10 protein-coding genes are annotated in these 13,228 nt (G+C 58.3%); 8 read left to right on the top strand and 2 right to left on the bottom strand.

Going from position 1 to position 13,228, the window contains the following annotated elements:
- The first annotated feature begins 36 nt into the window (after positions 1-36).
- From AAFJ72_RS18900 to AAFJ72_RS18885, 4 genes are all read left to right on the top strand, one after another.
- Entirely contained in the window at positions 37-237 is a 201-nt protein-coding gene (locus AAFJ72_RS18900) for a CD1375 family protein (protein ID WP_432775267.1), read from the top strand.
- Positions 238-349: 112 nt separating this feature from the next.
- Entirely contained in the window at positions 350-667 is a 318-nt protein-coding gene (locus tag AAFJ72_RS18895; protein WP_122903750.1) for a DUF932 domain-containing protein, read from the top strand.
- The gene (locus AAFJ72_RS18890) at positions 664-951 is read left to right on the top strand and encodes a phage holin family protein (RefSeq protein WP_122903751.1); all 288 of its coding nucleotides are present in this window, start codon (positions 664-666) and stop codon (positions 949-951) included. The genes AAFJ72_RS18895 and AAFJ72_RS18890 overlap by 4 nt, the downstream gene beginning before the upstream one ends.
- Entirely contained in the window at positions 951-1,799 is an 849-nt protein-coding gene (locus tag AAFJ72_RS18885) for an N-acetylmuramoyl-L-alanine amidase (protein WP_432775266.1), read from the top strand. The genes AAFJ72_RS18890 and AAFJ72_RS18885 overlap by 1 nt, the downstream gene beginning before the upstream one ends.
- A 13-nt stretch (positions 1,800-1,812) precedes the next feature.
- On the opposite strand, the gene AAFJ72_RS18880 is transcribed toward AAFJ72_RS18885, so the two are convergent.
- Positions 1,813-3,375, bottom strand: a complete 1,563-nt coding sequence (locus AAFJ72_RS18880; protein WP_432775265.1) for a glycosyltransferase — start codon at positions 3,373-3,375, stop codon at positions 1,813-1,815.
- 5 nt (positions 3,376-3,380) lie between these two features.
- Entirely contained in the window at positions 3,381-4,487 is a 1,107-nt protein-coding gene (locus tag AAFJ72_RS18875; protein WP_432775264.1) for a glycosyltransferase, read from the bottom strand.
- Between the two features lie 147 nt (positions 4,488-4,634).
- Here AAFJ72_RS18875 and AAFJ72_RS18870 point away from each other — a divergent pair, with 147 nt between their 5' ends.
- The 4 genes from AAFJ72_RS18870 (at position 4,635) to AAFJ72_RS18855 (ending at position 13,083) form a co-directional block, all read left to right on the top strand.
- A complete protein-coding gene (locus tag AAFJ72_RS18870; protein ID WP_432775263.1) occupies positions 4,635-5,723 on the top strand; it encodes a glycosyltransferase in 1,089 nt (362 codons plus the stop codon).
- A 38-nt stretch (positions 5,724-5,761) separates the two neighbouring features.
- Positions 5,762-6,088 (top strand): hypothetical protein, encoded by a 327-nt coding sequence (locus AAFJ72_RS18865; RefSeq protein ID WP_432775262.1) that lies wholly within the window; start codon positions 5,762-5,764, stop codon positions 6,086-6,088.
- Positions 6,078-6,956 (top strand): hypothetical protein, encoded by an 879-nt coding sequence (locus AAFJ72_RS18860; RefSeq protein WP_432775261.1) that lies wholly within the window; start codon positions 6,078-6,080, stop codon positions 6,954-6,956. The genes AAFJ72_RS18865 and AAFJ72_RS18860 overlap by 11 nt, the downstream gene beginning before the upstream one ends.
- A gap of 79 nt (positions 6,957-7,035) precedes the next feature.
- Entirely contained in the window at positions 7,036-13,083 is a 6,048-nt protein-coding gene (locus tag AAFJ72_RS18855) for a hypothetical protein (protein WP_432775259.1), read from the top strand.
- The last annotated feature ends 145 nt before the right edge of the window (positions 13,084-13,228 follow it).

The raw sequence follows: 13,228 nt of genomic DNA, 5'->3' as shown, positions 1-13,228 counted from the left end.
CAACCCGTCTGCGAGAGGAAGTACAGTTGATGCTGGATGCTGAAATCAGCGCTGGTTAACCTTGGCATCTGGCACGTTCCACTGAAGGGAGGTGAGAAACCCGTGGTAGCAATCTACGTAGCCCTGATCGTCGCCGGCCGCCGCACATACGACAGCGTGCCAACACCCCTGAAACCAGCAGTAAAAGAAGAACTGGAAGCTCTAGGTCTGAGTACCGACGGAGCACCGTTGGCATAGCGCCTTTTCCAAAGCGGAGAGGGCGTTTTTTCATGACACCAATACAGAAAGCAAGCCTCGCGCCAAGCGGGGCTACTTTTTTACCCCAAGGGGGTGAGGAGGCGATCGGACTGTGGACGAAATCAAAGACTTGCAAAAAGGAATTACCGAAATACTAGTCGCCATCGGCAAAATCGAAACCGAGATCAAACAACTGTCCAGCATGTCCGGCAAGCTGGAGCAGACGGAGAAGCTGGCAATTGAAGCGCTGCAGAGCACGAAGGCGGCGCATAAGCGGCTGGACGAGCTGAGCGAACAGTTGGCTGAGCTGGCGAAAAAATGGGACGAAGACAAACGACAAACCAAAGACGACAAGAAGTGGATCGTCGGCACGCTGTTTGGTGCCGTTGCCCTCATCTGGAATCTGATTAAAGGGGGGATAGAAAAATGAACCAGTCAGAGCTTCTTGCGTTAGCGCAGCAATACATGGCAGACAAGGCGTTGATCGTGGTCGTCGTGCTTCTGGTGCTGGGGTACTTCTTGAAGCGGACGCCGCGTGTGCAGGACTGGATCATTCCGTGGCTGCTCATGCTGGCGGGTATCGCGCTGGCATGCGGTATTTTGCAGGCGGTCACGGTCGAGAGCGTTGTGCAAGGCATTTTGGCTGCGGGTGTGGCCAGCCTTACCCATCAGCTATGGAAACAGACGACCGAGAAAAGGGAGAGTGAGCAGTAGTGCAGATCACCGAAATGCTTATCACCAACAAAACAGCCAGGCCAGGCATCCCGATCACTCCGAAAGGGCTGGTCATCCACTGGACCGCCAACGAGAAAAAAGGCGCCGACGCTGTCGCCAACCGGAACTACTTCAACAAGCCGACGACGGAGGCCAGCGCCCATTACATTGTCGACGACCGGCAGATTATCCGTTGTTTGCCGGAAAACGAAATGGGCTACCACGTCGGGGCGAAATCGTACAAGCCGGAAGCTGTCGCCATGCTGAGCAAATACCCGAACGACTGCACAATCGGCATCGAGATGTGCGTCAATGCGGACGGCAGCTTCGCCAAAACGTATCAGCTAACGGTCCAATTGGCAGCAGATATTTTAAAACGTTACGGGTGGACTGTGGATAAACTCTGGCGTCATTACGACATCACAGGGAAAAACTGTCCCGCCTTTTTCGTTGATGACCGCACGGCCCAAGCTTATTTGGGCAAAACGGCGCTGGCGGCATGGAATCTTTTTAAACAGGATGTCCACAGGTTGCTAACAGGTTTTCCACAAAAACCACAGGTGGCTGTTGATAACTCTGCCATCGCAGTCGAGCTGACGCTGGCGACGACAGGCAAGCTGATCTCTGGCGTTTCCTACGTCCCGGTGCGGGCGCTCGCTGAGGCGGCCGGGGGAAAGGTCGATTGGGAGCCGCACACCAGGACTGTTACGGTGAATGGGCAAAAGCTGGCCTGCCTGTTCGACAACGGCACAGCTTTTGCCCCCGCAAGAGAGCTGGCTGCCTTGCTGGGACTGAAAGTAGAGTGGGATGGAACGCGAAAAACGGTTGGGCTTCGGCGAGAGATTTGAGCGCTCTCGCCGCTCACTCTTTCCACGGCACCAGGTTTGGCTTTTCATCGAGAATCGACTCGTACTGTTCTTTCCATCCGTACAAGGCGGACGGGTCCAAACGTTTGTAGCGTGCGTACTTTTCCATGCGGATTTTTTCCGAGGACCAGCCCAGATGCTTGACGCGGTAATGGCTGAGAAACGACGGCAGCTCGAAAATATTGCTGGGAAAGCGCCCGCAGTGCAGTGGCTGCTCTTTCCACTGATAACGGTGATTCGGGCGGTAGCGGATGATGAACGGACGGTACACATGATGGGCCCGCCAGTACGGGTCCTCGCGGTAGTGCGAGTCTGACCACATGTCATACAAACGGAAGCAGCAAACATCGCCGTGCTTTCTGGAGAGCAGCGCATGGACGCCGAGTGCGAAGCGGTCCTCAAAAACTTCGTCGGCATCCATGTTGACGATCCATTCGGGATTGCGCGAGACGGTTTCCATCCACTGCTGCTTGCGCAAGGCGACCTCATTGGTGAAGCGCGGAGTCGGGTTGGAGACGAGATGAAGCGGAATCCCTTTTAGCAGCTCATGGCAAATCTCGACGCTGTCATCTGTGCTGCCATCGTCGATGATGACGGCTTCGTCAATGTATTCCCGGTGCTTTTTGAGCACATGGGCGAGGTGTTTGTCTGCTTCGTTGTGGATGACCATGGACAACGTAATTTTGGGGCGGGAGATGGGTGCGCTGATCGCGTGAGTTGTTTTGACGCGGACAGGCGCAGAGCCGTAGATTTGCTTCATCCAGACCATCGCTTCCGGAAAGTCGCTTTCCCGGTACAGATGAAACGCGGGATAGTGCGTATCGACGAACAAGGAAAAGCCGAGCGCGACCGCCCGGATGCAAAAATGGCGGTCCTCTCCCCAAAACGTGACATTGTGGATGCGTGAATAATGGACGCCGGCCAAAAGCGCTTTGCGGCGGATCAAGGTGCAGGCACCGAGGCCGCCTACCTCATACAGGCCGGGAACGCGCAGCTTTTCGTAAAAAGCGTATGTGCGCAGGTACTGTTCCTTGGCGGTGAGTGTTTCCCGCGGCTTCAGCTCGTATTGCGTGTACTGGTCCGTGAGCCACACCTGCGGCTCAGGGAGGCTGCCTGGCGTCCAACTCGTCCAGAAAATTTCGGAGACGATGTCTTTGTCTGCGGCGAGCAACGTCTCCAGGGTGGCGGGTTGAAGCAGCAAATCCGAATCCAGCAGAAACAGCCCGTCGTAGCCGCCCTCTTTGGCGCGGGCGATTAGCTGGTTTTTGAATCCGGCCACCCGCCAGACCAGCTCATCTGTCCAGACATGGGTTGATTCGTTGCAGGTGTAAGTAGACGGAGGCTCCTGGCTGCGGATGATCTCTACCTGGCCAGGATGCTTTTCGGCAAAGCAGCGGAGCAGCTTGCTGGAAGCCGGGTCGGTATTGTCGTCGATAAACAAATACTGAATGGCAAGCGCCGAGGTAGAGAGCTTTTCCAGCGAAAACAAAAACATGCGCAGCACATCCGGTTTTTGGCAAACCGGGCTGCCAATGAGAATGCGCGGTTTTGTCGTCATTTCAATCACCCCCTGGTCGTTGGCGTGTTGGCGTATGCGTATGTACGCAGCAGATTGGCAGAGGTCTGGTCGTATACGTGCGCCTCCTGCTTTTTGCCAAGGCGCTCCATGCAGCGTCCGAGATAGTGCAGGGCGTGAAAGCTGCCCATGCCAAACTGGCTGAGATGCTCCCACTGCTCTTCCCCGATCTCCAGGCAGCGCTCGAACGACTTGATTGCTTCGGCGTACAGCCCGTGCTCCATCAGGAAAACGCCTTTGTAAAAGTGCAGGTCCGTATAGTCCGAATAGAGCCGGATGGCGCATTCAATGCCTGGCCATGCGCCCCGCATGCTGCCGTGCCTGAACAAGATTTCGTACTTCAATTTGTAAAAAAGTGAGGGCGGGAGCTGCTGTTTGGCGAGAAAGCCTTCCAAAGCCTGATTGACGAGCGTGAAGGCGTGCTCCCATTTTTGCAGGCGGTAAAATTCACTGGCCAGATGGTAGTCGCACCACGGGTCGCGCTCTGGATTTTCCCTTTCCCGCAGCAGCAGCTTCAGGTTGCGCAGCGCCTTGTTTTTTCGCGTGACGGCTTCCTCGATGTAGCCAAAATGGTAAATGCGCACGGGCAACAGCGGGATCGGGCGGTTTTGCGGGAGCGAAGCGGGCCACTGCAGCACTTCGTGAATATCCCGGACAAACCGGAAGCCCTTTTTGTTGCGAAAAAGGCGGATTTGCCTGCAGCGGCTGGCCAGATGCAGGGAGGCGGTTGCTTTTTGTCGGCCCTGATAATGAATGAGCTTGAGAAACAGCGCGTCGGCCTCGCTTGAGATCGCTGCCCGGCGCAGAGCTTCCCGATCCTCTTTTTCCAGCTGTTCATCCGCGTCCAGCCATAAAATCCACTTGCCCTGGGCATTGTTCAGGCCGATGTTGCGCGCTTTGGAAAAGCTGTCTTCCCACGGCACTTCTATGACTGTTGCCCCGTATTTGCGACAAAGCTCTTGGGTGCCGTCCGTTGAGCCTGTGTCGACGACGATCATCTCATCTACGACAGATTGCACGCTTTCCAGACACGCTTCGATCTGGTCGGCCTCGTCCTTGACAATCATGCAAAGTGACAGGAGCGGAGTTGTCATCGGCGCTATCACCTTCCTTGCGTTGTGCTCGGAACCTTTTGATACACCATATTCTCGCGCTCTTGCGGTTATGTGAGGCGCCATACATATTCAGCTTGGCCTGGAAATACGATGGTAGAAAGATTTTGCCAAAGGAGGGCCATCTGCATGTTCACGGTCAGCTTGTGCATGATCGTTCGCAATGAAGAGCAGACGCTCGGTCGATGCTTGTCGACCGTGCACGACCTGGTGGATGAGATCATCGTCGTCGACACCGGCTCAGACGATCGGACAAAAGAAATCGCCCGGTCATTCGGGGCCAAGCTGTTTGATTTTCCCTGGATCGACGACTTTGCGGCAGCGCGCAATTTTTCTTTCAGCAAAGCGAGCAAGGACTACATTTTTTGGCTCGACGCCGACGATGTGCTCGAAGAGGCGGACCGGGAGCGTTTTCAGACCTTGCGCAGCATGGAGCCGTTCGACTACGACTACGTTTCCATGCCGTATCACCTGGCGTTTGACGATAGAGGAATGCCTGTCAAATATTTGCGGAGAAACCGTCTGGTCAAAAGACAGCGGCAGTTCGTCTGGCAAGGCGTCGTCCACGAATATATGGAGGTCGCGGGAAAAGCTTTGCACAGCGACATTGCAGTGACGCACCGCAAAGAAAAGCCGTACACGGATCGCAACCTGCAAATTTACCTGAAGCGCAAGGAGAGACAGGAGCCGTTTTCGCCGAGGGATCAGTATTATTTTGCCAACGAGCTGTACGACCACGGTCGGTTGGAGGAGGCAGCAAAGCAGTATCAGCTCTTTCTGGATGGCGGGCTGGGCTGGGTGGAGGACCAGATCATGGCGTGCTACAAGCAGGCAGATTGTTACGCCCGGCTAAAGCAGCCCGAGAAGCAAATTCAGGCGTTGGTGAGAACATTGGCCTTTGACGCGCCGCGGGCTGAGTTTTGCTGCAAGCTGGGGGCCTTTTTCCTGGAGAAAAAAGATTTTCCCAAGGCCATTTACTGGTTTCGGCAGGCGACATTGCTGGAGCGCCCGCAGAACATGATGGGGTTGGTAGATGAAGCGGCCTGGTCGTGGCTGCCGCATCTGCAGCTGTGCTACTGCTACGACCAGATTGGGGAGTACAGGCGGGCCAAAATTCACCATGAGATGTCAAAGCTGTATCATCCGACACATCCGAGCGTGCTGCACAACGAAAGGTACTTTGCCAGCCGGGAAGAAGCGCAGTCCCTGGAGGGATAAAAGTGGCTTTACATACCTGGAAACGGAGGTTGTGAGACATGTCAATGCCGAATGTGCCTGACATCACCCCGCGCATTACGTTGACGCGCGAGGAAGTGTTTCATCTGCTGCTTACCTCTGTCGCCATGGAAGAAATCAGCCTGTCTCATATTATGAATGCGGAAGGGGAAAAAATTCAGCGTCTGCTGCAAAAAGAAAACGTTTGTCTGGAGGATATGCTTCGCATTAACAGGAGCGTGGAAAGAATGCTGCGCAGTATCATCAGCAAGCAAATCTTACTGCAATTCAAGCTCGACAACATATTGGAAATGGAGAGAAAGACGTGCGATCCGAGCGAGAATAGCGGGGATTGTCATGAAGAATAGATTGCTTGACCGGGTAGTGGAAGGTGTGGTGGATTGGAAAAATCGTCAGGGAGACATCGCGAGAGCAGATGGGCCAATGCGTTTGTTGGCTGCTGCTGTTGCCATGGAAAAAGAAATAGCTACCCTTGTCGCAGGCCAGTCTTGCCACACCAAAGCCTTTTTGCTTGCCGCCAAAATGCGTCCAAAAGAAGAAGCGATCCCCCTTTTATTCCATGCGCTGCAATCTTCGAATCTTTGGCTGGAAGCGATGATGATGTTACACTGGATAACTTTTAGCCGGATAAAGGGGATGGCTTCTTTTTTTGAATGGGAGAATTGCCTGAGAGAAAAGTCGGAGCAGGCTGTTCTGGCCGTCGAGGCATGTCGGCTTTCCTGGACGGCGACATACTCGGTGGCACTCGCTTTCCTTGGCTTGGCGGAGCAGATCATGCCAGAACTGGCAAATCCCCGCCACCCACCGCACGAACAGCGTCTGGCCGAACAACGAATCGTCCAAATGCTCGAACAGTTGGAAGACTTTTTCCGCATTCTTTTGCGAAAATCGGATTTTTTGCAGACGCTTTTTGCCGAACAGGAATTTGAGGTGGAGACATCTGTGCAGGAGTTACGCAGCGCGCTTCATGCGTCTTTGAAAAATCTGGAAGTATACTATTCTCCTTCCGTGACGTTTTCTGCTTCGTTTCAACAAAGACTGAAAGACTCGGTACTCCCCTTGAAAAAGTACGGCAAACCCAAGGAGTCTGTTCGTCACGTTGTTCAGACCCCCGCCAGTTATCCAGCTCCTTGGCTGAATCGAGGGGTTTTTCCAGGGAAGACAAAGAGCCACAAGGCCGTGGAGCCAGCGAAAAAGCGGAAGAAGGAACGGTAAAGTGTGGGGCGGGCGGTCTGGCGCTGGCTGGACTACGGATGAAGGGAAGGTTACGTTTTTCACGGGAAGGAGGGGAGTTATGTCGTTTCCGAAAATCCCAAATATCAGTCCGACTATGACGATCACGCGCGAGGACGCGATCAACCTGCTTTTGACTTCCATCGCGATGGAGGAGTTGGGACTAAGCCATATATTGAACGCGGAAGGTGAAAAAATTCAGTACGTGCTCGGCACGCTGCCTGGTGTGAGCGGAGTGTCGGGAGCCACCATTCATGATTTGCTGGTGATCGACCAAAGTGTAAGGGAAATGGTCGATGTAACGATCAAGCAGGAGATGCTGCTGCAGGCCAAGCTGCAAGCTGTGTTAAACGCTTCTACCGTGCAAGGGCCTACAGGTCCGACTGGGGCTACGGGGGCGGGGAGGGGAGCAACTGGAGCCACGGGAGCAACTGGAGCCACGGGGGTAACGGGAGAGACGGGAGCCACCGGAGCGACGGGAGTAACCGGAGCCACGGGAGTAACCGGAACCACGGGAGTAACCGGAACCACGGGAGTAACCGGAGAGACGGGAGCCACTGGAGCGACAGGAGCCACTGGAGCCACTGGAGCAACAGGAGTTACGGGAGCAACAGGAGCCACGGGAGTAACTGGAGAGACGGGAGTCACCGGAGAGACGGGGGTAACCGGAGCCACCGGAGCGACAGGAGCGACAGGAGCGACAGGAGCAACAGGATCGACAGGAGCAACAGGATCGACGGGAGCAACTGGAGCCACGGGAGCAACTGGAGCCACGGGAGTAACCGGAGCCACGGGAGTAACCGGAGCCACGGGAGTAACCGGAGCGACGGGAGTAACTGGAGAGACGGGAGAAACTGGAGAGACGGGAGCCACAGGAGCCACGGGAGTAACCGGAGCGACGGGAGTAACCGGAGCCACGGGAGTAACCGGAGCGACGGGAGTAACTGGAGCGACGGGAGAAACTGGAGAGACGGGAGCAACCGGAGCCACGGGAGAAACTGGAGCGACGGGAGAAACTGGAGTCACGGGAGTAACCGGAGCCACGGGGGAAACAGGGGCGACAGGAGTAACTGGAGCGACGGGAGTAACTGGAGAGACGGGAGCAACTGGATCGACGGGAGCAACTGGAGCCACGGGAGTAACCGGAGCCACGGGAGTAACCGGATCGACGGGAGTAACCGGATCGACGGGAGCAACTGGAGCCACGGGAGTAACCGGAGCCACGGGAGTAACTGGAGCGACGGGAGTAACTGGATCGACGGGAGAAACTGGAGAGACGGGAGCCACAGGAGCCACCGGAGCGACAGGAGCCACAGGAGAGACGGGAGCAACTGGAGCCACGGGCGAAACTGGAGCCACGGGGGAAACAGGGGCGACGGGAGTAACTGGATCGACGGGAGTAACTGGAGAGACGGGAGCAACTGGAGCCACGGGAGCAACTGGAGCCACTGGAGCAACAGGAGTTACGGGAGCAACAGGAGCCACGGGAGTAACTGGATCGACGGGAGTAACCGGAGAGACGGGGGCAACCGGAGCCACCGGAGCGACAGGAGCAACAGGATCGACAGGAGCCACCGGATCGACGGGAGCAACTGGAGCCACGGGAGCAACTGGAGCCACGGGAGTAACCGGAGCCACGGGGGCAACCGGATCGACGGGAGCCACTGGAGTCACGGGAGCCACTGGAGCCACGGGAGCAACTGGAGCGACGGGAGAAACTGGAGTCACGGGAGTAACCGGAGCCACGGGGGAAACAGGGGCGACGGGAGTAACTGGAGCCACGGGAGTAACAGGAGCCACGGGGGCAACCGGATCGACGGGAGCAACAGGAGCCACGGGAGCAACCGGAGAGACGGGAGTAACTGGAGCGACGGGAGCAACTGGAGAGACGGGAGCAACTGGAGTCACGGGAGTAACCGGAGCCACGGGGGAAACAGGGGCGACGGGAGTAATTGGAGCGACGGGAGTAACTGGAGCGACGGGAGCAACAGGAGAGACGGGAGCCACTGGAGCCACGGGAGCAACTGGAGCCACGGGAGCAACAGGAGTTACGGGAGCAACAGGAGCCACGGGAGTAACTGGATCGACGGGAGTAACCGGAGAGACGGGGGTAACCGGAGCCACCGGAGCCACGGGAGCAACTGGAGCCACGGGAGCAACAGGAGTTACGGGAGCAACAGGAGCCACGGGAGTAACTGGATCGACGGGAGTCACCGGAGAGACGGGGGTAACCGGAGCCACCGGAGCCACCGGGGCCACAGGAGCAACCGGAGAGACGGGAGCAACAGGAGCCACGGGAGTAACCGGAGCCACGGGAGTAACCGGAGCCACGGGAGTAACCGGATCGACGGGAGCAACAGGAGCCACGGGAGTAACCGGAGCCACGGGAGTAACCGGAGAGACGGGAGCCACCGGAGCCACCGGAGCGACAGGAGCAACCGGAGAGACGGGAGCAACTGGAGCCACGGGAGCAACTGGAGCCACGGGAGTAACCGGAGCCACGGGAGTAACCGGAGCCACGGGAGTAACCGGATCGACGGGAGCCACAGGAGCCACGGGAGCCACTGGATCGACGGGAGCAACTGGAGTCACGGGAGTAACCGGAGCCACGGGGGAAACAGGGGCGACGGGAGTAACTGGATCGACGGGAGTAACTGGATCGACGGGAGTAACTGGAGAGACGGGAGCAACAGGAGAGACGGGAGTAACTGGATCGACGGGAGCAACTGGAGCTACGGGAATAACCGGAGCCACGGGAGTAACCGGAGCCACGGGAGTAACCGGAGCCACGGGAGTAACCGGAGCCACGGGAGTAACTGGAGCGACGGGAGAAACTGGAGAGACGGGAGCAACTGGAGCCACGGGAGCAACTGGATCGACGGGCGAAACTGGAGTCACGGGAGCAACTGGAGCGACGGGGGAAACAGGAACTACGGGAGCAACTGGAGCGACGGGGGAAACAGGAACTACGGGAGCCACGGGTTCGACGGGGGTAACCGGATCGACGGGAGCCACTGGAGCCACGGGGGCAACCGGATCGACGGGAGCCACCGGATCGACGGGAGCCACCGGATCGACGGGAGCCACCGGATCGACGGGAGCCACCGGATCGACGGGAGTAACCGGATCGACGGGAGCCACTGGAGCCACGGGAGAAACTGGAGCGACGGGAGAAACTGGAGTCACGGGAGTAACCGGAGCCACGGGGGAAACAGGGGCGACAGGAGTAACTGGAGCGACGGGAGTAACTGGAGAGACGGGAGCAACTGGAGAGACGGGAGCCACTGGAGCCACGGGAGCAACTGGAGCCACTGGAGCAACAGGAGTTACGGGAGCAACAGGAGCGACGGGAGTAACCGGAGCCACGGGAGCCACTGGAGCCACGGGAGTAACCGGAGCTACGGGAGTAACCGGAGCCACGGGAGTAACCGGAGCCACGGGAGTAACTGGAGCGACGGGAGTAACCGGAGCCACGGGAGCCACTGGAGCCACGGGAGTAACCGGAGCCACGGGAGTAACCGGAGCCACGGGAGTAACCGGAGCCACGGGAGTAACCGGAGCGACGGGAGTAACTGGATCGACGGGAGAAACTGGAGAGACGGGAGCCACTGGAGCCACGGGAGCAACTGGAGCCACTGGAGCAACAGGAGTTACGGGAGCAACAGGAGCCACAGGAGTAACTGGATCGACGGGGGTAACCGGATCGACGGGAGAAACTGGAGCCACGGGAGTAACCGGAGCCACGGGAGTAACTGGATCGACGGGAGTAACTGGATCGACGGGAGAAACTGGAGAGACGGGAGCAACTGGAGCCACGGGAGCAACTGGAGCCACTGGAGCAACAGGAGTTACGGGAGCCACAGGAGCCACGGGAGTAACTGGATCGACGGGAGTCACCGGAGAGACGGGGGTAACCGGAGCCACCGGAGCAACCGGGGCCACAGGAGCAACCGGAGAGACGGGAGCAACTGGAGCCACGGGAGTAACAGGAGCCACGGGAGTAACCGGATCGACGGGAGTCACCGGATCGACGGGAGAAACTGGAGCCACGGGAGTAACCGGAGCCACGGGAGTAACTGGAGCGACGGGAGTAACTGGAGCGACGGGAGTAACTGGAGAGACGGGAGCCACAGGAGCCACCGGAGCGACAGGAGAGACGGGAGCAACTGGAGCCACGGGCGAAACTGGAGCCACGGGAGTAACAGGAGCCACGGGAGTAACCGGAGCCACGGGAGTAACTGGAGAGACGGGAGTAACTGGAGAGACGGGAGTAACTGGAGAGACGGGAGCCACAGGAGCCACCGGAGCGACAGGAGCCACCGGAGAGACGGGAGCAACTGGAGCCACGGGCGAAACTGGAGCCACGGGGGAAACAGGGGCGACGGGAGTAACTGGATCGACGGGAGAAACTGGAGCCACGGGAGTAACCGGAGCCACGGGAGTAACTGGAGCGACGGGAGTAACTGGATCGACGGGAGTAACTGGATCGACGGGAGTAACTGGAGAGACAGGAGCCACAGGAGAGACGGGAGCAACTGGAGCCACGGGCGAAACTGGAGCCACGGGAGTAACAGGAGCCACGGGAGTAACCGGAGCCACGGGAGCCACCGGATCTACGGGAGTAACCGGATCGACGGGAGCCACCGGAGCCACGGGAGCCACTGGATCGACGGGAGAAACTGGAGTCACGGGAGTAACCGGAGCCACGGGGGAAACAGGGGCGACGGGAGTAACTGGATCGACGGGAGTAACTGGAGAGACGGGAGCCACAGGAGCCACGGGAGTAACTGGAGAGACGGGAGCCACCGGAGCCACCGGAGCCACCGGATCGACGGGAGTAACCGGAGCCACGGGAGTAACCGGATCGACGGGAGAAACTGGAGCGACGGGAGTAACTGGATCGACGGGAGCCACCGGAGCCACGGGGGCAACCGGATCGACGGGAGCCACCGGATCGACGGGGGAAACAGGATCGACGGGAGAAACTGGAGCCACGGGAGCAACTGGAGCCACGGGAGAAACAGGATCGACGGGAGCAACTGGAGTCACGGGAGTAACCGGAGCCACGGGGGAAACAGGGGCGACGGGAGAAACAGGATCGACGGGAGTAACTGGAGAGACGGGAGCAACAGGAGCAACAGGAGCAACAGGAGCAACAGGAGCAACAGGAGCCACCGGAGCCACGGGAGAAACTGGATCGACGGGAGAAACTGGAGTCACGGGAGTAACCGGAGCCACGGGGGAAACAGGGGCGACGGGAGAAACTGGAGAGACGGGAGCAACTGGAGCCACGGGAGCCACGGGAGCCACTGGAGAGACGGGAGCCACTGGAGCCACGGGAGAAACTGGAGCCACGGGAGTAACCGGAGCCACGGGGGAAACAGGGGCGACGGGAGTAACTGGATCGACGGGAGTAACTGGAGAGACGGGAGCCACCGGATCGACGGGAGCCACCGGAGCGACAGGAGCCACTGGATCGACGGGAGCCACCGGATCGACGGGAGCCACCGGATCGACGGGAGTAACTGGATCGACGGGAGCCACCGGATCGACGGGAGCCACTGGATCGACGGGAGTAACTGGAGCGACAGGAGCCACCGGATCGACGGGAGCCACCGGATCGACGGGAGCCACCGGAGCGACAGGAGCCACTGGAGCAACAGGAGCCACCGGAGCAACAGGAGCCACAGGCCCCACCGGAACTGTCTTCACAAACATCAACGCCTTCGCCGCCAACACGGGAGGTGCCTTGATTGCAGTTGTTTTGGGAGGAACCAACGTCCCTCTGCCCAACAACCAGGTGCTCAACGGCATTACCGTCGGAGGGGGCAACACAACCTTTACCGTCCCATCCGCAGGCAACTACCTGATCTCGTACTCCGTCAACACGACGGCTGCTCTGGCTATCAGCACGCGGCTGATGATTAACGGCACCGCGTTTGCTCCATCTGTCGTTTCACCAGTGCTATCTCTGTCCTCCTTCCACAACACCGTAATCGCTCCGCTAAGCGCCGGGTCGACCATCACCCTGCAACTTTTCGGCCTGCTAGGAGCAGCTACCTTGCTGACAGGCGCCGGGGCGACGCTGACAATTGTAAAGCTGAACTAAAACAGGATGCACAGGCAAAGGGCAGCGAACGTGCTGTCCCTTTGCCCATTTTACAAAGGACATGTAAATGTCATTCACGCACCAACGGGTGTGATAGTATAATATTAGTTGGAATATTATTATCGGAAAAATTATGCTAATCATT

It is taken from the genome of Brevibacillus gelatini (assembly GCF_050920745.1).
Lineage (GTDB): Bacteria > Bacillota > Bacilli > Brevibacillales > Brevibacillaceae > Brevibacillus > Brevibacillus gelatini.
The sequence above is the reverse complement of the archived record's forward strand: the minus strand, read 5'-3'. Positions and strand labels throughout refer to the sequence as shown.

Coding starts and splice junctions, on each gene's coding strand:
- AAFJ72_RS18875 (WP_432775264.1), bottom strand. CDS start 4,487: ATGACAACTCCGCTCCTGTCACTTTGCATGATTGTCAAGGACGAGGCC.
- AAFJ72_RS18900 (WP_432775267.1), top strand. CDS start 37: ATGCTGAAATCAGCGCTGGTTAACCTTGGCATCTGGCACGTTCCACTG.
- AAFJ72_RS18860 (WP_432775261.1), top strand. CDS start 6,078: ATGAAGAATAGATTGCTTGACCGGGTAGTGGAAGGTGTGGTGGATTGG.
- AAFJ72_RS18890 (WP_122903751.1), top strand. CDS start 664: ATGAACCAGTCAGAGCTTCTTGCGTTAGCGCAGCAATACATGGCAGAC.
- AAFJ72_RS18870 (WP_432775263.1), top strand. CDS start 4,635: ATGTTCACGGTCAGCTTGTGCATGATCGTTCGCAATGAAGAGCAGACG.
- AAFJ72_RS18880 (WP_432775265.1), bottom strand. CDS start 3,375: ATGACGACAAAACCGCGCATTCTCATTGGCAGCCCGGTTTGCCAAAAA.
- AAFJ72_RS18865 (WP_432775262.1), top strand. CDS start 5,762: ATGTCAATGCCGAATGTGCCTGACATCACCCCGCGCATTACGTTGACG.
- AAFJ72_RS18855 (WP_432775259.1), top strand. CDS start 7,036: ATGTCGTTTCCGAAAATCCCAAATATCAGTCCGACTATGACGATCACG.